The organism is Streptomyces sp. GL_141, assembly GCF_057834385.1.
The window spans coordinates 8,737,299-8,755,537 of record NZ_CM174402.1; the positions used below are offsets into that span (position 1 = coordinate 8,737,299).

17 protein-coding genes and 4 pseudogenes are annotated in these 18,239 nt (G+C 69.0%); 13 read left to right on the plus strand and 8 right to left on the minus strand.

Features of this window, described 5'->3' with window-relative positions:
- Window positions 1-3 precede the first annotated feature (3 nt).
- Window positions 4-528, minus strand: a complete 525-nt coding sequence (locus AC3IX6_RS38830; protein WP_489368010.1) for a winged helix-turn-helix transcriptional regulator — start codon at window positions 526-528, stop codon at window positions 4-6.
- A 110-nt stretch (window positions 529-638) separates the two neighbouring features.
- Between AC3IX6_RS38830 and AC3IX6_RS38835 the strand changes: the two genes are divergently transcribed.
- The 7 genes and pseudogenes from AC3IX6_RS38835 to AC3IX6_RS38865 all read left to right on the plus strand — a co-directional run bounded on the left by AC3IX6_RS38835 (window position 639) and on the right by AC3IX6_RS38865 (window position 6,885).
- On the plus strand, window positions 639-1,130 hold the full coding sequence (locus tag AC3IX6_RS38835) for a PaaI family thioesterase (protein WP_489368011.1): 492 nt from the start codon (window positions 639-641) through the stop codon (window positions 1,128-1,130).
- Between the two features lie 73 nt (window positions 1,131-1,203).
- A pseudogene (locus AC3IX6_RS38840) lies at window positions 1,204-2,207 on the plus strand (IS5 family transposase).
- Between the two features lie 388 nt (window positions 2,208-2,595).
- The gene (locus tag AC3IX6_RS38845; protein ID WP_489368012.1) at window positions 2,596-3,177 is read left to right on the plus strand and encodes a YdeI/OmpD-associated family protein; all 582 of its coding nucleotides are present in this window, start codon (window positions 2,596-2,598) and stop codon (window positions 3,175-3,177) included.
- Between the two features lie 544 nt (window positions 3,178-3,721).
- Window positions 3,722-4,378 (plus strand): hypothetical protein, encoded by a 657-nt coding sequence (locus AC3IX6_RS38850; protein ID WP_489368013.1) that lies wholly within the window; start codon window positions 3,722-3,724, stop codon window positions 4,376-4,378.
- A 1,220-nt stretch (window positions 4,379-5,598) separates the two neighbouring features.
- Window positions 5,599-5,814: a hypothetical protein gene (locus tag AC3IX6_RS38855; RefSeq protein ID WP_489368014.1), complete on the plus strand. Its 216-nt coding sequence runs from the start codon at window positions 5,599-5,601 to the stop codon at window positions 5,812-5,814.
- Between the two features lie 181 nt (window positions 5,815-5,995).
- Window positions 5,996-6,385 (plus strand): hypothetical protein, encoded by a 390-nt coding sequence (locus AC3IX6_RS38860; RefSeq protein WP_489368015.1) that lies wholly within the window; start codon window positions 5,996-5,998, stop codon window positions 6,383-6,385.
- Between the two features lie 275 nt (window positions 6,386-6,660).
- Window positions 6,661-6,885 (plus strand): hypothetical protein, encoded by a 225-nt coding sequence (locus AC3IX6_RS38865; protein ID WP_489368016.1) that lies wholly within the window; start codon window positions 6,661-6,663, stop codon window positions 6,883-6,885.
- A gap of 44 nt (window positions 6,886-6,929) precedes the next feature.
- On the opposite strand, the pseudogene AC3IX6_RS38870 reads toward AC3IX6_RS38865, so the two are convergent.
- A pseudogene (locus tag AC3IX6_RS38870) lies at window positions 6,930-7,103 on the minus strand (DUF4262 domain-containing protein); the annotation flags it as partial.
- Window positions 7,104-7,555: 452 nt separating this feature from the next.
- Between AC3IX6_RS38870 and AC3IX6_RS38875 the strand changes: the two are divergent.
- Window positions 7,556-8,758 (plus strand): protein kinase domain-containing protein, encoded by a 1,203-nt coding sequence (locus AC3IX6_RS38875; RefSeq protein ID WP_489368017.1) that lies wholly within the window; start codon window positions 7,556-7,558, stop codon window positions 8,756-8,758.
- A 361-nt stretch (window positions 8,759-9,119) separates the two neighbouring features.
- Here AC3IX6_RS38875 and AC3IX6_RS38880 read toward each other — a convergent pair whose 3' ends face one another.
- The 3 genes and pseudogenes from AC3IX6_RS38880 to soxR all read right to left on the minus strand — a co-directional run bounded on the left by AC3IX6_RS38880 (window position 9,120) and on the right by soxR (window position 11,275).
- Window positions 9,120-9,569 carry a bacteriocin immunity protein gene (locus AC3IX6_RS38880; RefSeq protein WP_489371695.1) on the minus strand — a complete coding sequence of 150 codons (450 nt, stop codon included), beginning with the start codon at window positions 9,567-9,569 and terminating at the stop codon, window positions 9,120-9,122.
- Between the two features lie 426 nt (window positions 9,570-9,995).
- Window positions 9,996-10,396, minus strand: a pseudogene (locus AC3IX6_RS38885) (ATP-binding protein); the annotation flags it as partial.
- A gap of 414 nt (window positions 10,397-10,810) precedes the next feature.
- On the minus strand, window positions 10,811-11,275 hold the full coding sequence (gene soxR, locus AC3IX6_RS38890) for a redox-sensitive transcriptional activator SoxR (RefSeq protein WP_329390230.1): 465 nt from the start codon (window positions 11,273-11,275) through the stop codon (window positions 10,811-10,813).
- Window positions 11,276-11,370: 95 nt separating this feature from the next.
- Here soxR and fdxA point away from each other — a divergent pair, with 95 nt between their 5' ends.
- Window positions 11,371-11,712 carry a ferredoxin gene (gene fdxA / locus AC3IX6_RS38895; protein WP_489368018.1) on the plus strand — a complete coding sequence of 114 codons (342 nt, stop codon included), beginning with the start codon at window positions 11,371-11,373 and terminating at the stop codon, window positions 11,710-11,712.
- 165 nt (window positions 11,713-11,877) lie between these two features.
- On the plus strand, window positions 11,878-12,369 hold the full coding sequence (locus AC3IX6_RS38900; protein ID WP_489368019.1) for a hypothetical protein: 492 nt from the start codon (window positions 11,878-11,880) through the stop codon (window positions 12,367-12,369).
- Here AC3IX6_RS38900 and AC3IX6_RS38905 read toward each other — a convergent pair.
- Window positions 12,366-13,319, minus strand: a complete 954-nt coding sequence (locus tag AC3IX6_RS38905; RefSeq protein WP_489368020.1) for an IS481 family transposase — start codon at window positions 13,317-13,319, stop codon at window positions 12,366-12,368. The two genes, AC3IX6_RS38900 and AC3IX6_RS38905, sit on opposite strands and share 4 nt — an antisense overlap.
- Window positions 13,306-14,004, minus strand: a complete 699-nt coding sequence (locus AC3IX6_RS38910; RefSeq protein WP_489368021.1) for a bestrophin-like domain — start codon at window positions 14,002-14,004, stop codon at window positions 13,306-13,308. The genes AC3IX6_RS38905 and AC3IX6_RS38910 overlap by 14 nt, the downstream gene beginning before the upstream one ends.
- 357 nt (window positions 14,005-14,361) lie before the next feature.
- Here AC3IX6_RS38910 and AC3IX6_RS38915 point away from each other — a divergent pair, with 357 nt between their 5' ends.
- Together AC3IX6_RS38915 and AC3IX6_RS38920 are read left to right on the plus strand one after the other, a co-directional pair.
- A complete protein-coding gene (locus AC3IX6_RS38915) occupies window positions 14,362-15,393 on the plus strand; it encodes a hypothetical protein (RefSeq protein WP_489368022.1) in 1,032 nt (343 codons plus the stop codon).
- On the plus strand, window positions 15,353-16,288 hold the full coding sequence (locus AC3IX6_RS38920; protein WP_489368023.1) for an HAD family hydrolase: 936 nt from the start codon (window positions 15,353-15,355) through the stop codon (window positions 16,286-16,288). Before AC3IX6_RS38915 ends, AC3IX6_RS38920 begins: the two co-directional genes overlap by 41 nt.
- Before the next feature lie 205 nt (window positions 16,289-16,493).
- Here AC3IX6_RS38920 and AC3IX6_RS38925 read toward each other — a convergent pair whose 3' ends face one another.
- Complete coding sequence (locus AC3IX6_RS38925) at window positions 16,494-17,159, minus strand: HalD/BesD family halogenase (protein WP_489371696.1); 666 nt, start codon at window positions 17,157-17,159, stop codon at window positions 16,494-16,496.
- A gap of 108 nt (window positions 17,160-17,267) precedes the next feature.
- Between AC3IX6_RS38925 and AC3IX6_RS38930 the strand changes: the two are divergent.
- A pseudogene (locus tag AC3IX6_RS38930) lies at window positions 17,268-18,205 on the plus strand (IS5 family transposase).
- Window positions 18,206-18,239 lie beyond the last annotated feature (34 nt).

Sequence of the window (18,239 nt, forward strand, 5' to 3'; positions counted from 1 at the left end):
CAGTTACGAAACTGGCCGGGCTGCTACTTCGGAGGCGGCCCGGCCGTCTCCGTCCCGGGGTTTACGGCGCGCACCCGGACCCGGTCGGACGCTGACGTCCTGCGGGGTCAGGGCGGTCTGCTCCGCGGTGCACTGGACGGTGACGCGGACCGGGGCGCCGCAGTCGGTGTGGGTCACGTCCAGGACGGGGCGGGGGACCTCGGGGCCGAGGGCGTACGTCTCGCCCCACTGGCCGAGCGCCATCAGGACGGGCCACAGGTCCCAGCCCTTGCGGGTCAGGCGGTACTCGTTGCGGGAGCGCCGGCCCGGCTCCTGATAGGCGACGGTCTTCAGCACCCCGGCCGCGGTCAGCTTCCGCAGGCGGTCGCTGAGGACGGCCTCCGAGAGGCCGATGTGCCGTTGGAAACCGTCGAAGCGGCGCACCCCGTTCACGGCGTCGCGCAGTATCAGCAGCGTCCACTTCTCCCCGACCACGTCGAGCGCGCGCTGGACGGGGCAGTTCTCCGTGCTGACCTCAAGCCACTCCATCCCGTCATCGTAAGGCCCCCTGCCCTCCTGACTTCATCATTGACAGTCAGCTGACGACAGGGCTAGCTTCAGCCAGGGAAGCCAGACGATCGACAGGAAGGCACCGGGCCGTGGGGCGCACGCGTATGTACAGCTGGGACGACCCCGCGATCCCGGCACGGGCCGCCCGAGGCATGGCGGGCCTGGACTTCCTGCGCGAGGTACAGGCGGGGCGGGTCTCGCGTCCGCCGATCGGCCGGACCCTCGACTTCGAACTGGACGAGGTGGAGCACGGCCGGGCGGTCTTCTCCCTGGTGCCGGGCGAAGAGCACTACAACCCGATCGGCAGTGTGCACGGGGGAGTGTTCGCCACGCTGCTCGACTCGGCGGCGGGCTGCGCCGTGCAGTCCACCCTCCCGCAGGGGATGGCGTACACCTCGCTCGACCTGACCGTGAAGTTCCTGCGTCCGATCAGCGTGGACACGGGCCGGGTGCGGGCCATCGGCACGGTACTGAACGCCGGCCGCCGCATCGCCCTCGCCCAGGCCGAGCTGGTCGACGCGCAGGACCGCCTACTCGCCCACGCCACGAGCAGCTGCATGCTCTTCCCGGTCCCCGCCTAGGGCCTGTATTGAGTCGTGATCGGTTTGTCGGATCCGCCTTCGCTGTGAGGGCGGATCCGGTAGTCCGGTACACATGACACGTGATCAACTGACGGACGACGAGTGGGGGTTCGTCGAGCCGTATCTGCCGGTCGGTGAGTACGGCCCGTATCCAGAGCGGCTGCGGCAACAGTTCGAGGGCGTGATCTGGAAGTTCCGCTCGGGAGCGCAGTGGCGGGAGATGCCGGGCCGATTCGGCGCCTGGTCTACCGTGCACAACAGGTTCAGGCAGTGGCGGGACGCCGGAGTTTTCGAGGCGCTGCTGGAGGGGCTGATCGCCGAGGCGGCCGGGCGGAGCAGGGTGGATATGTCGCTGGTCAGCGTTGACTCCACGACGGTCCGTGCCCATCACGACGCGGCCGGAATGCGTCTGGAGGAGGACGTTTTGGACGCTCTGGAAAAGGCCGCCTTCGAGGCGGAGGCGGCCCGGCAAAAGGGGGCGGCGCGACGGAACAAGACGGACACGGCGACGTCGCTGATCCCGGCCGGCCCGAACGGCGGCGCGTCCGGCGACGGCGCAAGCTCCGCTTGAAAGCTGCTTTGCTCGGGCGCTCACGAGGCGGACAGACCAGCAAGATTCACCTGGCTGCCGACCGCAGGTGTCGGCCCCTGGCCCTGATCCTGACCGCAGGGCAGGCCGCGGACAGCCCGCAGTTCATCCCCGTGCTCAACAAAGTGCGGGTCCGCGGGCCCGTTGGTCGTCCCCGCACCCGGCCCGGCGCAGTCGCCGCAGATAAGGCCTACTCGTCCTGCGGCAACCGCGCCTACCTGCGCAAACGCCGCATCAAGGCAGTCGTACCGGAGAAGAAGGACCAGGCCGCCAACCGGAAGAACAAAGGCCGCAGGGGCGGCCGGCCACTCACCCACGACGCCGACCTTTACAAGGAGCGGAACACCGTCGAGCGCCTGATCAACAAGCTGAAGGCCTGGCGAGGCATCGCCACTCGATACGACAAAACACCCGAGAGCTACCTCGCCGGCCTCCACCTGCGCGCCTCAATGATCTGGATCAAGGACCTCACCCGGACCGGCCCTTGATCACGACCGAATACGCGCCCTAGGACCGCGGGGCACGGGGCGGAGTCGCTCCCGGTCAGCCCGACTTCTAGGCGAGATGGGCCATTGCTTCCGAGGCGGGACCGTCGACGTGAACGGTCGCTCGGCTCTGTCGGGACGGTCCCTTCAGCCGTGATGTCGGGCTGGATCCACGAACAGTCCGAGCCCGCCCCGGAAGCAGGCGCCAGCCCGGCGTGGTCGGCCCTTCTCACGCTCTCGTCGCTCATGAACGGGGAACCTCTGCGGACATGAGTCGGTTCCACCGGGAGGCCAGATCCCCCCGGCGCAGGCCGTGAAATTCGGCGACGTCGGGGGCTGCGGGTCTAAAGTAGGTCAGAATCTGTCCTATTCGACCCCTAGCCTGCGGCCTATGCAGAAGTATGAGGACGGCGTCGAGATTCTTGTCCCCGCGAGCCCGGCCGAGCTGGAGGCATGGCTCGACGAGCATCACGGGTCGCGGACCGCGCTCTGGGTGAAGATCGCCAAGAAACATACCGGCATCCCGTCGCTCACCTGGGAAGAGATGGTCGACACGGTGCTCTGCTTCGGCTGGATCGACGGCCTGCGGCGCGGCTACGACGACACGTACTTCCTGCAGCGCACGACACCCCGCCGCCCCCGCTCGCCCTGGTCGCAGGTGAACGTCGACAAGGCCGAGGCCCTGATCGCCGAGGGACGGATGCGCCCCCACGGCCTAGCCGAGGTCGAGGCGGCGCGGGCGGACGGTCGCTGGGCGACGGCATACGCCTCGCAGAAGAACGCCACCGCACCGCCGGATCTCGTCGCGGCGCTCGACGCGAACCCGACGGCGCGGGCGTTCTACGAGACGCTCGGCAAGTCCGACCGGTTCGCCCTGTATCTCAACCTGGTCACCGCCCGCACCGAGAAGACCCGGCTGGCCCGCCTGGAGCGGATGGTGGCGACGATGGCGAGGGCCGAGCGGCCATCATGATCAACGTACTGAGCGTCTAGCGGGCCCGACACCCGCCGCCCCGATGGCCCCTCGGCGGATAACGCACCCTCGCGGGCGTCCAGATTCACCGCAGACACCGGAGCAGCCTCGCCCTCGGCTCTGGAGCAGCACTCAGTCCAGCTGTGCGAGCAGACGCTGCGGGTCGCGTCCGGGGCTCGGGGCCAAGGCGGCTTTGGGTCACCCCCGGCAGTGGCGGCTGTGCCGGCCATCGTGGGCGTGCCACTCGGTCGACGACGGCATGCTCGGGCAGCTGCCCACTTCGAAGTGGACCGGGCCCGGGTCGCTGCCCTCGGCCGGCAGCACCCCGCCGATCCCTCGTGCGCGGCTGCAACGCCACAAGATCCTCAGCAAGGCCCGAACTTGCTCCGGATGCCCGTCTGGTCGGAGCTGGTGACTCGTCTCGTCAGAGGTCGACGCGAGCGCCCGCCGCGTTCCCCGTGGACGCCACCGCACCGGGGTAAAGGTGCCACCGGGAAGGGTTAGGGTGCGTCGGGAACGAGATCGCGCACCAGTGGGGGATGGAATGACAGTTCACCGGCCCGGACTGCCGCAGGACCTGCCCGCGCCGGAGGTCCTGTGGGCCCGGTGGAGCGCGGTCGCCGTGCTGGAGGCGACGACCGAGGCGGAGCAGAAGCCGCCGGTCCACCGCACGGGCTGCTGGATCGACGACCGTGGGCTGCACCTCGACGACTGCGGCTGCACCTGGTGGACGCTGAAGCCGCTGGGCGGGGACCGGTTCGTGCTCTTCGGTGAGGACGAGTCCAGCGGGGTCAAGTGGCACGAGCCGCCGGTCGACATGCTGGCCGGGGCTCCGGAGTGGCTCCCCCACGACGAGCTCCGTGAGCTGATGGCGGGGAACGAGCTGGGGTGCGTGTACTGGTCCGAGAACGGGTCCTGGGCACGGGCTCCGTACCCGGCGGACCTCGATGACGACGGTCTCGACTGCGGGTTGAGCCGTTTCGTCAACGAGGACGAACTGCTGCGTGAACTCGACGGCGGGGCGGTCCTCGGGGAGGTCCGCGCGGAACTGGTGCGCCGCGCCGAGCGGTACGAGCTGACGCCGGAGCTGCTGGAGACCCTCGTCCGCAGCTCGGGCGGCGAGCCCGCCGACCTGCCGGCCATGCTGCGCGCCCTGCGGCGCTCGGGCCTGTCTCACGGGAGCCCGCAGCCGGCCGCGTGACGTCGGGGGCTTCCCTCGGCGAAGGGGAGGCGGTGAGCGCTTGCCGATCACGGTCACGGCGGGCGGAGAACGCGATGAGGTGCTGCATTGTGCCCGCCGTCAGAGCACCGAGCAGGATGCCCAGTACGGCGATCATCGCAGTGCCACAAGATCCGGGGTCCGCGGCGAAATCGGGAAGCCGAGTGTCGGTGCGGCACGTCATCTGAGCACATGAACGAGGTGAGCGAACCGGCCGGGACGCGCGATCGGTCACTTTGACCCGCGCGCGAACCTCCGCGCCCAGATCGCCGAGCTGAGCGCGTCACTGGGGCCCCAGAAACCTGGGACGCCTGTTCGTCGAGGCTGCCGGCTCCGTGAGCGTTCTTCCACAGCTGGAGCGAAGCCTGGGCGCGGTCGGAGGCTTGGCCAGCGCGCAGGACGCGATCCGCCGGCTGGTCGACTCGGGCAGCATGCCCGGGACGGTTGCCAGCTTCCAGAAGGGCATCGCCGCGTTGCCGAAGCCCGCGCTGTCTCCGTTCGCGCTGCCCAAGAGCGTCCTGGACGGCATCACCCGAAGCCAGGCAGAGCGAAACCGTGCCTTCGCCGCCGCAGCGGCCAAGGTGTCCTCGGGCCGACGCTGGTACTGCCGCTGCCGCTGCCGCTGCCGCTGCCGCTGCCGCTGCTGTCCGACCGCCTCAGGGCAAGCCTCGTCCAGCTGCAGCCGAGCGCCGCGTACCGGATCGAGTCGCCCTGTCCTCGCTCCTGATCGTGCAGGCCCTGCTCCGCCAGATCGCCCAGCATCTGTACGCCACCGGAGAGCGATGAGCTTGTCATTATCCAGTCGGCGGGGCTTGGTGCCCTTTTTGTGATGGGAGGGTCTGGTGTACGCCTCACCGGTTGCGAGGACCCGTCCCACGTCGTGACGGGTTGCCGAGCGGCTGATTCTTGAACCGAGTGGACGGCCGGGTCCAGGTCGGGAGGGCTTGGGCGCACGCGCTGGCGCCGGGGTCTGAGCGTGGAGGTTTCTGAACCCGGTTCAGGCGGGGGGCGTAGTCACCCGAGCAGTGTGCCGCCGGGCCTCGGCGGTCCGGGCCGGTTCACCGGCGGTAGCAGTGGCTTTACGGCTCTGTTCTGGTGAGCTGAAACAACCATCCTGGCCCCGCTGGCCAGGGCCAGAGCACTATCACCGCTGATAGCGGCCTGGTCCTACCCACAGGGCCGGACCTGGGAGACTAGGGATCATGAACGACCGTCGACCGCTCTCGCTGCCCGCCTTCTCCGAGCCCGCTTCCGACGCTCCCGTACCCGCCCAGGCGGGTGGGCGCCGGCTGATGCCGGTCGAGCAGGGCGCCTACTTCCGCCAGCCGCCCGGCGAGCCCGAGCCCGCACCCGCCCCGGCCCGACGTCCGCTCGCCCCCGGCGGACTCACCTTCTCAGACCCGGACCGCCATATCTGAGCGCTAATACCACGGGTTGCGCCACGCCCAGGACCAGCTCACCACCTAGCCCCACCGCCCGGTGTGCCAGGGCCTCCACCTGGACAGTGGTCGTTGCCGGCCCGGCTCCCGCGTCGGATACCGTGTTCGTCTACGGGGTGCCATATCGGATGTGACGCCCTCCACCGGAGGTAGTCAGCGTATGAGTTCAAAGCGCAGCAAGAATCCAGCCCTGCCCGTACTTGACGACGCATTCCGACTCGCGTCGGTCAAGGAGGCCGAAGAGTCCACCCGTGACTTGGCCGCGCGGCTGGCCACCACCGAGCTGCGCCGCGTTTCCCACCCGGGCCGGGCCACCTGGGAGCCCACCGATCAGGCCGAGCCCGTACCGGTCCCGCCGACTGTGGTCGACGGTGACGGGGACCTGTGGCTGCGGGACCGGGGCACTGGCACCTGGACCATGCCCGAGTTCAACCCGAAGGAGTTCCCGGCCCGCTGTGGCGAGGTTCTGACGTGGAGCCAGCTTGCCCGCGAGTTCGGCCCGCTGACCGCACTGGCCGACGACCGCCGCATCGGCGGCGGCCGGCGCTGACCGCGCAGCCTTCTGGGATGACCGCACCCCTGAAGCGCCCGTTACGGGTAGCTGGGAGCTCCAGCTCACCGCCGAGCTCGACTATGGCGGCGAGCAGCTGAGCGTGGTGGTGGCGTGCGACGGCCTCGAGCAGCGTGGTGTGGGCCTGGCGCCCCTACATGCTTCCGGCTCGGGGCCGCTTCCCGTCTGGCGGGCGCCGGTGAAGAAAGTTCGGCCGCTGCTCCCGCCTGGCGGGGCGTAGGGCTGATCGGTCTTTTCTTGCAGATCAGGGCCGTGTGGCGTGGTCTTGGATCGACACCGTCGTCCGGGATGACCTGCCCGGACTGACCGGCTTCGCCCGCGGCCTGAACAGCGACTTCGACGCCGCCACCGCCGGCCTCACCCTGTCCTGGAGCTCCGGCGGCACCGAGAGCGCGGTGAACCGCATCAAAAAGATCAAGAGGCAGCTCCATGGCCGCGCTGGATTCGAACTCCTACGCAAGATGATCTTGCTTCAGTAGTGCACTGCTCGGGAAATGGATCACTGCTTCCCAGTCCCTTGAAATCAGAGTTCGGTTGTCCAGATGCCGACAGGGTGATCACTCGGACGCAGCCACAACTGAGGCTGTGACCCGCGGCGCCTCTCGTCAGCCTGCTCATCCCAGTCGAAACGGCCCTCGGCATCAGGCCACGCGACTTGCAGCACGGGAAGAGGCGGCCGTCGGTAGAACCCGAGAGCCCGTCCGAAGAAGGTCCGGTACCAGCCGCGGTCAACGCGCCTGAGCGCGACTCGATGATCGTCAGATCCATGCGGTCCGCTTCATCCCGGTCGCCGTAGTCATGGCAGAGGACGCAGCGGCACTGGAACAGATCATCAGTCATGTGCGGAGGGTAGGAGGTGGGGGTTCGCGTCGAGCCGTCGGGTTTCACCCCTCTCAATCGAACGACGCCGTCACCCTCTGCGACGGCTCCCCAAGATCTGTGCCAGAACCCCGTTCTCACCTACGAAGCCAGGAAGTGTCGGCGGGACTGCGCGGCAGATGGCGCGCACGCATCCGGCTTCCATCAGAGCTGTGCAAGAGCCTCTGATGAGAACGTTGCTGCTGAACCGAGTGTGTCAAGCAGATTCGCGGATATCGGCGTTGCAGCCGCCGTACCCTTGGCATTTCCAAAAGCCAGCGGGGGTGGGCAGTGAAGCCAGGGGAACTGATCGCGGGTCGGTACGAGCTGGTCAAGAAGCTTGGGCGGGGCGGGATGGGCGAGGTGTGGGCTGCCCGGGACCGTAGTCTCCACCGTGACGTCGCGCTCAAGCTGCTCGACCTCGGCGGGGCCGTCCACCCGGACCTGCCTCAGCGGTTTGAACGCGAGGCGGTAGCCGCCGCGCAGATCAACCACCCGAACGTGGCTGCTCTCTACGACCGGGGCGTCCACGAGGACGTCCTCTTCCTGGTCATGGAGAAGGTCGATGGTACGACGCTCACCGATCAGCTCCATGCCGAGAGCTCCACGCCCCTGGCACGCGCCCTGGAGATAGGCAGCGAGATTTGCGCGGCGCTGATCGCCGCGCACCGGGCCCAGGTCATTCACTACGACATCAAGCCCCACAACGTCATGATCACCCCGGACGGGCAGGTCAAGGTCGTCGACTTCGGGATCGCGGGGTTCGTCCAGACCGCTTTCTCCGTGGCGCGCTCCTCCCAGCTACAACCCGCCGGCACCGTGGAGTACGGTGCGCCGGAACAGTTCCTCTCCGAGCGCGGGGATGAACGCTCGGACCTGTATGCACTCGGTGGGGTGCTGTTCGCCTTGCTTGCCGGCCGACCTCCCTTCACCGGTCACAACTGGCTCGCGGTCATTCGACGCAAAGCTGAAGAAGAAGCCCCACGCCTCGACACGCTCCGCCCTGACCTGCTGCCCGATGTGACCGAACTCGTCGCCGAGCTTTTGCGACGCGATCCCGGACAGCGCCCCCAGTCGGCGCGGCAGGTCTACGACCGTCTCCAACAGCTGAGGTCTGCCCTCGATCCAAGAGACGCGGGCAGGCTGACTCCGCCGACCACCGTCGCACCGTCGGAATCCATGAGCGCCAAGGCTGCCCCCAGGATCCACGTGGCCCACATGGCCCGTCGAGACAGCTCGCTGGACCGAGGAAACTACAGCTACCACCAGATCCGCGTCTTCGTAGAAGGGGACGATGACGGCGATCTCGATCGGGTCACCAAAGTCGTTTACCACCTTCATCCGACCTTCCCCGAGCCGGATCGTGTCGTCACGGACCGGGCGACGGGGTTTGAACTGAGGATGTCGGCATGGGGAGAGTTCACGATGACGGCAGACGTCCATGTGCAAGGCCAGCAGGAGCCTTTGAGGCTTGAGCGATACCTCAACTTCTGACCCTGCCGAACACCCAGCCGGGGTCGTGACCCGCGCCCGGCATAACGTGTCAGTTGCGCCGCTCACCTACAGGCACGCCTCTTGCCGGTGGATGGCGTGTGCTGCCTCGACCACACCCTGATCGGGCCTTGCCCTAACCGCCGTCGATGGCCGACCGTGGCGCTTGGCTATGTCGATGATTGAGGGGTTCTGGCACAGATCTCGGGGAGCGGTCGCGGAGGGGGCCCTTGGCGTTCGATTGCAGGAATGGTTGCGAACCCCGCGGTCGGACGAAGACCTTCGCCTGAACGGGCACCGGCTCCTGCCGCCTCGCCAGCAGCCACGCCCACGCCGAACAACAAGCAGCGGTCAGTTCCGCAGCTCAGAGCGCGATCGGTCGGTAATTCAGAGCCTCATCGACAATCTGCTCCGCAGACGGGTCCTGAAGGGTGTCTGAGGGGTGGAAGACCAGGTCACTTACCCGGGGGTGCGACACGTTCGCCTTCAGGAGCCGCAGGTAGTAGTCGCTCTCCGCAGAGGCAGCCAGGAGTCTGTGAACGATCTCAACGAGCTCGTCCCGGGTGATGTCCGCAACCACGGGGCGATCCGGCCGGGCCGCCTCCTTCGCGAACTCCTCCAGGCTCCTGCTTCCGTCGTACTCGGCGAAGTCGAGGGCCACGTATTCGTGCCCGGTCATCGCGTTGAAGGCCGTGATCGCCTCGCTCGCCGCTTCTGGGCGGGCGACCAGCAGCTCAGCGATCCGCCCAACCGCGGTACTCAGCTCGGCCAGCCGCTGCCGGCTCACGGGCGGGGGCAACAGCTCCGGTCTCATGTCCACAGCTCGAATTATGTTCGTCGGCGCCGACACGCCTCGAAACTCGTGAACAAAACCATGTTGTCCTGCCCTGCAGGATCCTGAGGCGCGTCTCGGCGGCGGCTACGGCTGGTTCAGCTGCAACTGGGCGTGACGGTCTCGAAGCGAGCGCACGGCGTCGAGGAGCTGAGGATGGAGTTGCCGGCTCCGGGCGGTGACGGTGCCGAGCGGCAGGTTCAGGCTTGGGCCCTCATAGATCACCCAGGTGAAGGAGTGGCTTCCGCCGGACGCACGAGGCCTGCCGAGCGTCCGTCGAACGTGATCGGGAAGGCGCTGCGCCGTGTGGGCTGGCAGGTCCTGCATGCGTCCGGACGTCTCCCGTAGGTCTGGCCGGCCGAGGGCGGAATCCACGGGGCCGCGACGCGGTCCGCCTGAGCCTTGGTGAGCGAGGCGGTATGACTCGGTTCCGGTCTGGATGATGGTGCCGCCGAAGGTGAGGCGGTCGACGATGGCCGTGCAGCGCCGGGGGTCGGTGAACGTCTTCGTCCAGCCACATCCCGCTCCGTCAAAACCTGGAAGAGGAGTTCGGCGCCGCGGTGGTCGAGTTCCATGTAGCCGAGTTCGTCGATGCAGAGGAGATCGACGCGGTCGTAGCGGACCCGGTGGCCCTTCATCGCGGCCTCGGTGCCCAGCGCGATCAGCAGGTGGGACTTGCCGGTCCCGGAGTCACCGATCAGGCAGAGCGGCTGGCCTTTACGGACCCACTCGCACTTCGCCAGGGTGTGGGTGGCAGCGGGGTCGACGTTGGTGTTGGCGTCGAGGTCGAAGGCCCGGAGGGACTTGTCGGCGCGGGGCTCCGAGCGTCCGGGACCACCTGCGCGCTCTCGCCCCCGGGCCGGCCAGCCGCTCGCCCGGTACCCCGAGCGGCTGGCCGGCGCAGGACCCCACCAGCTGCCCGATACCGCTCTGTGCCATGCCGAGCCCGCCGGGGCTGGAGAGCGCTCTTACCCGTAGAGGAGGGAGGCAGAGGTGGTGGTGCAGGTCTGTGGGAGAACGGCCTTGCGGTGCCAGTGGCGGCTTGGCCTGGGGTTTTTGCGGGTCGGGGTGCGGGCTTTTAGCTGCTGCGTGGTTTCGGCGTTGTGGTCGAGGCGGATGGCGTCAGCCAGGGTTTGTGCAGGTCGGCGACGGGACTGATTACCGGACCGAGTGGCCCGCAGTCTGTGTAGCGACCGAGTGAACTCTCTGGCGGGATGCCCGTCTCACAGTCGGCGGGGGCCGACACCGTCGCCGGCGAGCGTGTCTCCGGGGTTCAGTAGAGCGCATGCCTTCATTGAGAGGCATCCGCAGCCGATGCATCCCGTGAGCTCGGCCTCAAGCCGCTCGATGGTCTGTCGGCGCTCTTCCAGCCGACGCTTCCAGCTCCGCGAAGCGCGCTGCCACTCCTGGTGGCTTGGTGGCCGGTCGAGCGGTACGTCGGCGAACGCCTCTCGAAGGTCCTGCAACGGGATGCCGATCCGTTTGGCAACCGAGATCAATGCGACACGGCGCAGCATGTGGCGAGGGTAGCGACGCTGGTTGCGATCGTCGCGTTCGGACGCGATCAGGCCGAGCTCTTCGTAGAACCGCAGGGCCGAGACGGCCGCTCCGGTTCGTGCGCTCGCCTCGCCGATGCTCAGCCAGTCGTCCGGGGTGGCCCGGACGTCGCCGGAACGGTTGCTCGTCATGAAAAGCCTCCTGTTGACCTCAAGGCTACTTGAGGCCATACGGTCGGCTGCGTCGGAACGGCGGGCAGGAACCACCTGGAGAGGACGGCAGTTCGATGACGTTTGTGATCGCTTTGCCCTGTGTGGATGTCAAGGACAGGGCATGCATTGATGAGTGCCCTCTCGACTGCATCTACGAGGGTGAGCGCATGCTCTACATCCAGCCGGACGAGTGCATCGACTGCGGAGCCTGCGAGCCGGTGTGCCCGGTCGAGGCGATCTTCTTCGAGGACGACACCCCGCAGGAATGGCAGCACTTCAACACCGTGAACGCCGAGTTCTTCTCCGACCTCGGCGCCCCCGGCAGCAGTGCGAAGCTCGGTCCGATCGGACGGGACCATCCGATCGTGGCAGCGCTCCCGTCAAAGGGCGCCGTCCCTTCGCTCCCGATGCTCTAGCGCCGCCGGCCTGGGACGTGCCGAGTTCACCATCGACACGTACGGGCTCCGGGCCACGGCACAGGTCCGCTATGACGTCGATCCGGGCAGCCGTCTCCTGCACCGTCGGCGCTTCTGGCGGGCGAGACCGGCACGCAGAGGGCGGAGGACTTCGCCCGGCTTCGGATGCTCGCACCGTACGAGCTCGAGCAGCTGCTGGCAGCGGCGGGATTCGAACTGCTGGAACTCCATGACCGCCAGACCTTGGCAGGGGAGGGGCTGCCCAGCTCGATCATGCTGGTCACCAGCCGCTACACCGGGGTCTCCCAGTCGCAGGCGCCTGCGGGTCTGCGGGGGGCGGACACGCCGGCCACCACGGGTGCCGGCGCGTATCGCCGGACGGTGGCCCGGCGGCTGCCGTGGGCGGTGCGGGGGTCAGGCGGTCTTGCGGTTGCCTTGGTCGTCGCAGGGCAGGTCGGCGGCCGGGTGGTTCATGGTGAAGTCGCGGGTGGCCTGGCGTTCGGCTTAGGCGATGGCGGCGGGTTGGACGTCGATGATGCCGCCGAAGGGGCGGTCGACGTCGCGGATGATGCACAGCGTTGTCGTCAGCAGTGCGGTGATGATGACGAGGGTGAGGAGTTGGCCGCGGTTGTTGCGGCGGGGCAGGCAGATGCCTAGGTGTATTGCCCTGTGAGGTTGGGGACGCGGCTGGCGGGTGGTTTGCCTGCGAGCGCGGTGTGACCGCGGTGGTCATTGTAGGTGTGCAGCCATCCGGGGAACGCGTCGCGTCGTTCCTGTTCTGACTGGTAGGGGCGGGCGTAGGCCCATTCCTCGGCGAGGGTGCGGTTGAGGCGTTCGACCTTGCCGTTGGTTTGTGGCCGGTAGGGCCGGGTTCGCTTGTGGGTGATCCCGGCTGCTGCCAGGGCGTCCCGCCAGAGGTGGGATTTGTAGCAGGAGCCGTTGTCGGTCAGGACGCGCTCGACGGTGATCCCGACGCTGGTGAAGTAGGCGTGTGCCCGCTGCCAGAAGGCGGTCGCGGTTTCCTTCTTCTCGTCGGTGAGGATCTCGCTGTAGGCGAGGCGGGAGTGGTCGTCGACGGCGGTGTGGATGTAGCTGTAGCCCAGGCGGGGCCGCTTTCTGCGGCCGGCCTGGCGGCCGAGCGTCTTGTGGCCGCCGCCGTCGGGGATGTTGCCGAGCTTCTTGATGTCCACGTGGACGAGTTCGCCGGGCTTGTCGCGTTCGTAGCGGCGTATGACACGGCCGGTGGCCCGGTCCAGATGGCTCAGGCGGGCCAGCTTGTAGCGGGTCAGGACGCGGTGCACGGTCGAGGGCACCAAACCCAGCAGGTGGGCGATGCGGGCCGGTCCCCACCGGCGCAGGACGCGGACCTTGATGATCCGGCGCTCCGTGCGGGTCGGGGTCCGGTGCGGGCTGTGACGCGGGCGCGAGGAGTGGTCGCTCATGCCCGCTTCGCCGTGATCTCGGTAGCGGTCGGCCCACCGCTGGGCCGTCGTCGGCGAGACCTGGAAGCGCTCGCCTGCACGGCGGTAGGTCCAGCCGTCTACGACCACGCAGCGGGCCAGGCGCAGCCGTCCGGTCTCGGTCAGGGGTGCATTACGGTGGGGCATGAGGGCCTTCTGTCGTTCGGTGTAGACGTCGCAATCCACACCGAACCCGGAAGGCCCTCACCCGTTCAAGACGCCTCAGCCGAGACCTCCATCCCCCGTCCACAACCTCCCGAGGCAATACACCTAGGGCGATGACGGTGATGGCCAGGGTGGCGAGGAGGAACCAGAGGATGGCGCTGGGGATGCTCGCGGTTGCCTGAGTGAGGCGTTCCTCGCGCTCCTCGGAGCGCTTGTTGTCGGCGGCGATGAGCATACCGAAGACGGGCTTGCCTTCCACCTCGCGGAAGACACGGCGCAGGTCGGTGGACCAGACGCTGGGCGCCGGTGACCCGCGGCCGTCGGCCATGGCCGGCCATTCCTGGGCGCGTACGGCACGGGCGTAGCAGGCGGCGTCCGCCTGGACTTCGGCTCGCTGCGCGGCGGGCGCGTATTCGGCGGACTCGACGAGCTGGTCGACGGCCCGGGCCTCACCGCGCGAGGCGACCTCGGCTTTGCCGTGGGAACCGTTCGCGGTGACCAGGACGAACGCGAGGAGCAGCACGGTCAGTGTCAGCAAGGGGCCGACGAGGTCTTTGACGGCCATGCCGGTGTCGTCATCTTCGTTGAGGAGCCGGGGCCGCAGGAAGCGGTTCGCGGCGAGACCGGCGATCAACGCGAGTACGGCGACGACGATGACGAGGATCACGGGCTGATGCCTCCGAAGGACGGCCTGCGGGGTCCCGGTGCGGGCGGGCGCCGTGATCATGACTGGGCGGGCGAGGGGAGCGGAAGAGCGGAAACGATCGGTCGCCCCCGCACGGGGGACACCCCTTGCGCCAGCGGGAGCACCCCTCGCTGAGGCCTGCGGTCGCGGGAGTCGGTACGGGGTACACCGCCGGTTCGTGTCGTTTCGTACGGCGGACCGCAGGGCAGCCTCGCCCGGTGCGCAAACGGATCTTCACGGACCACGGAGGTAGGGCAGGCATGAAGCCGGTCGATGTGCGAGCGGGCGACCGGATGCCGGATGCCGGGTGCCCGGCCCGCTCCGGCCGGGAACGCGGTCGTGGTGCGGGCCGAGCGTTGCCTGGACAGGGCGGTCGAGCTCGCCCTTGAAACGCAGGCCGCCGACGGCGCCTGGTACATGCCGTCGGAGCCCCGGATCCTGGAGAACGCCGTCGTGGCTTGCTCCTTGGCGGGCTTGGAGCGGGTGCGGCCCGCGCGGGAGAGGGCGCTGCGCTGGCTGGAAGGCGCCGTGCCACAGCGGCATGATCCGTTCGTGGCCGCCGCCGACCAGTGGCTCGCCGCCCTGCACCGCACGGATGACCTCCCCGCGTTCACGACCGGGCTCCCAGCGCGGGGACGGCCGTATGCCCGGCGGGTGCTGTACCTCGATGCCCTGGGCTGCGCGGTCGCCGCCGGGGCCGATGCCCGCCGGCTGCTCGATCAGGCCCGGGCTGCGCTCGGGCCCGATCGCGGGCGCCTGATCACACCGTGGCAGCGGGTCATGCTGCTCGCCTTCGAGGCTTTCGCAGGTTCGGCGCCGGGGATGTCCCTGCCCCGGGACACGCTTGAGGAGTGGGCGCGGGCGCAGTCGCCGGACGGTTCGTTCTACGGGATGCCGCTGGTGACGGGGATGCTCCATCTCGCCCTGACCCGGACGGCCCCCGGCCATCCGATGACCAGGCGGTGCCTAGACAGCCTCCTCGCGGCCCAGCAACCTGATGGGACGTGGCGGTTCCTCGTCAGCGAGGTGTGGGACACCGGCCTGATGGTCCGCGCGCTGCGCGGACATCCCCTCCTCGACTCCGCCCTCCTCGCCGCTCTGGACTTCCTCGCTGCGGCGCAAAAACCTGACGGAGGCTGGGCGTGCACGGCTGCGCTCGCATCCGACAACGACACCACCGCCAACACCCTCCTCGCGCTGGCCGGAACCACCCAGCCCGACCGAATCCTCTGCCGCCGCGGGTTACGCGCGCAGGCACCAGACATCCGAGGGCCTGTGGACCACATGGCATTCCAGCGACGACGCCCCGGCCCCCGACGTCGTCGCCCTCATGACGGCCGGCATCCGTGCCACCGCCCTACCGGCGATTGATCTCGCCCCGGCCCGCCACTGGCCGGCCTCACGCGCCACCACCCAGGGCTGGACCTCGGACTGGTACCTTCCGCCGGCTTACGGCGCCGCCGAGATCGCACCTGCGCTCGTCCCGCACCCGCCCGGTCGCGCAGCGCTCCCGGCGCTCCTGGCGTCCCAGCGGGCCGACGGCGGCTGGCCCCGGATCCCGGACGAGGCCTACTCCAGCCCGACGGCCACCGGCCTGGCCCTCACCGCCCTCACCACCAACGGACACGACCCCGACGACGTCGCGACACCCGCTGCGGTGCGCGACTTCCTGGCCGCTCATCAGCCGGCAGCGTGCGTCTTCGACTTCGACGGCACCCTGGTCGACACCAGCACCATCAACACCGACGCCGCCCGCGCCACCCTCACCGACCTCGGACTCACCGTCCCCGAGCCATGGCTGCGCCAGGCACCCCTGGCCGACCTCGCCGCCCTACGCGATCGGCTCCGCACCGACCTGGGCCTGTCACTACTCTGCAGCGAGAGGGAGTTCGTCGACCGGGCCCGCGCCCACCGGCTCGCCCGCACCGACCTCGTACAGCCGGTACCGCGGGTGACGGCCCTCGCCCGTCAACTGGCTTCGTCCGTTCCCCTCGCCGTGGCCTCGGCCAATGACGGTCACGTCGTCCACGCCGGGCTCAGCGCCACCGGACTGGCCGATCTCTTCGACATCGTCGTCGCCCGCGAGCACGTCACCCGCCTCAAACCCGCCCCCGACGCCTACCTCCAGGCCACTGCACAGCTCGCCGTCCCACCCCGCCGGTGCCTGGCCTTCGAGAACACCGACGAGGGAATCGCCGCCGCTCTCGCCGCCGGCATGCCCGTGATCGACGTCCGCCCCACCAACTGGACCATTCACAGTCCGTGACCCTGCCCATCCCATCGACGGCCGTCTGGGCGCCACCGCGCCTGGACGGCGGCGCCATGGCCGCCCACGCGTGCAGGGGCCGACCCGGACGACGACCACCCCCTGGTCCAGCTCACCCGACACCCACCGTGGCCGCCCCCTGCGAAGCGCCTGTCGACGGGCCCAGGCAGCTCGCCGTCGCCTGCGGTCCCGGCTGGCTGGCGATTCAGGTGTAGAGGAGGGAGGCGGAGGAGGTGGTCGCTGTTTGGCGGCCGGGTGTGGTGTAGGCGAAGTTGAGGACGGTACGCCGCACCCCTGGCCTCGCGAGTGGGGTGACGCGGTGGGCGGTGAGGTCGCTGCGCAGGAGGTATCCGTCGGCGGGCTGGTGGTGGACGCGGCGGGCACCGGGGGTGTCGAGGGCGCCGAGGTCGGCGCGGCCGGGGTGGAATTCGAGGAGTCCGCCGTCGTCGGGGCGGGGTGGGGCTTCGAGGAAGAGGACCAGGGCGAGGGGGTAGTCGTCGGTGTGGGCGCCGTGGGTGTCGCCGGGTTGGTGCAGGATGTTCAGGACGTGGCGTTCGACGGGGTCGCGCACGGCGACGACTCTCTCGCCCAGGAGTACGCCGAGCAGCCGTGACAGGTCCTGGTCCTGGTAGAGGCGGGTGATCGTGGGGGAGTGGCGGGCGATGTGGTGTCCGCCGAGGGTGGTCATGTGGCGGGGGCTGTCGTCCATGCAGGGCATGCGGAAGTCCCGGCGCACCGCGTCCGCCTCCAGCCTCCGTGCTTCCTCACCGAGCTCGGTGAGTCCCTTCGGGCTGATGAGTCCGGGCAGGGCGAGGTAGCCGTCGGCGGTGAACTGCTGGCGCAGGGGTTCCCAGCGCGAGGGCGCAGGCATCGTGAACACGGCGCATGCATCCCGCGTGCCAGCCTGGGACAAACCCGCCTAGGTTCTGTTTCCTGGATCTCCTGACGTGATCATGCTGTGGGGTTCAGGCTGGTCGGCATGGTGGGGCGGGGAGATCTGACGACTGCGGAGTGGGAGCGGCTGGAGCCGTTCCTGCCTCGTGGCGGGGCGCGTGGTGGCCGGTGGAGCGAGCACCGGAAGGTCATCAACGGGGTGTTGTTCCGGGTGCGGACCGGTGTGCCGTGGCGGGATCTGCCGGAGCGGTTCGGGCCGTGGGAGACGGTCTACAAACGGCATCGCCGCTGGTCGGCCGATGGAACGTGGCAGTTGCTGCTGACGCGGGTGCAGGCCGCGGAGAACTCCGCGGGCAGGATCGACTGGGACGTGTCGGTGGACTCCACCACGGCACGTGCCCACCAGCATGCGGCTGGCGCGAGGAAGGTGGCCCCGCCGCCGATTGCTCCCCAAAAGGGGGCCAACAGCGGGGCAAACCAGGGCGATCCGGTGCTGCGGAGGCTGTCTGCCCGCCTGGCGGAGGTGGTGCGGCAGGCGAGTGCTTAGGGCGCTCGCGGGGCGGCTTCACCACGAAGATCCACCTGTCCGCTGACGGCCGGTGTCGCCCGCTGTCGCTGATCCTCACGGCCGGGCAGTGCGGGGACAGCCCGCAGTTCGAGGCGGTGCTGGAGAAGATCTTGGTGCCCTGCACTGGGCCGGGGCGGCCCCGAACCCGGCCCGACAGCGTCAGCGCCGACAAGGCGTACAGCTCCCGGAGCAACCGCCGCTATCTGCGGAAACTCAAGATCCGGCACACCATTCCCGAGCCCAAGGACCAGCGGGCCAACCGCCGCAGGCGCGGCTCGGCCGGCGGACGCCCGACCGGGTTCGACAAGGACCGGTACAAGAAACGCAATGTCGTCGAGCGGGCGATCAACCGCCTCAAGAACTTCCGGGCAGTCGCCACCCGCTACGACAAACGCGCCTACGTCTACCTCGGAACCGTCACCATCGCAGCCCTGACGATCTGGCTCCGCACCTGATCCAGGAAACAGAACCTAGGGCCTGTATTGAGTC

Excerpts from the sequence above, each read along its gene's own strand:
- fdxA (WP_489368018.1), top strand. The coding sequence starts at position 11,371 with ATGACGTTTGTGATCGCTTTGCCCTGTGTGGATGTCAAGGACAGGGCA.
- AC3IX6_RS38880 (WP_489371695.1), bottom strand. The coding sequence starts at position 9,569 with ATGAGACCGGAGCTGTTGCCCCCGCCCGTGAGCCGGCAGCGGCTGGCC.
- AC3IX6_RS38900 (WP_489368019.1), top strand. The coding sequence starts at position 11,878 with ATGCTCGCACCGTACGAGCTCGAGCAGCTGCTGGCAGCGGCGGGATTC.
- soxR (WP_329390230.1), bottom strand. The coding sequence starts at position 11,275 with ATGACGAGCAACCGTTCCGGCGACGTCCGGGCCACCCCGGACGACTGG.
- AC3IX6_RS38860 (WP_489368015.1), top strand. The coding sequence starts at position 5,996 with ATGAGTTCAAAGCGCAGCAAGAATCCAGCCCTGCCCGTACTTGACGAC.
- AC3IX6_RS38905 (WP_489368020.1), bottom strand. The coding sequence starts at position 13,319 with ATGCCCCACCGTAATGCACCCCTGACCGAGACCGGACGGCTGCGCCTG.
- AC3IX6_RS38845 (WP_489368012.1), top strand. The coding sequence starts at position 2,596 with ATGCAGAAGTATGAGGACGGCGTCGAGATTCTTGTCCCCGCGAGCCCG.
- AC3IX6_RS38830 (WP_489368010.1), bottom strand. The coding sequence starts at position 528 with ATGGAGTGGCTTGAGGTCAGCACGGAGAACTGCCCCGTCCAGCGCGCG.
- AC3IX6_RS38925 (WP_489371696.1), bottom strand. The coding sequence starts at position 17,159 with ATGCCTGCGCCCTCGCGCTGGGAACCCCTGCGCCAGCAGTTCACCGCC.
- AC3IX6_RS38855 (WP_489368014.1), top strand. The coding sequence starts at position 5,599 with ATGAACGACCGTCGACCGCTCTCGCTGCCCGCCTTCTCCGAGCCCGCT.
- AC3IX6_RS38920 (WP_489368023.1), top strand. The coding sequence starts at position 15,353 with ATGACGGCCGGCATCCGTGCCACCGCCCTACCGGCGATTGATCTCGCC.
- AC3IX6_RS38850 (WP_489368013.1), top strand. The coding sequence starts at position 3,722 with ATGACAGTTCACCGGCCCGGACTGCCGCAGGACCTGCCCGCGCCGGAG.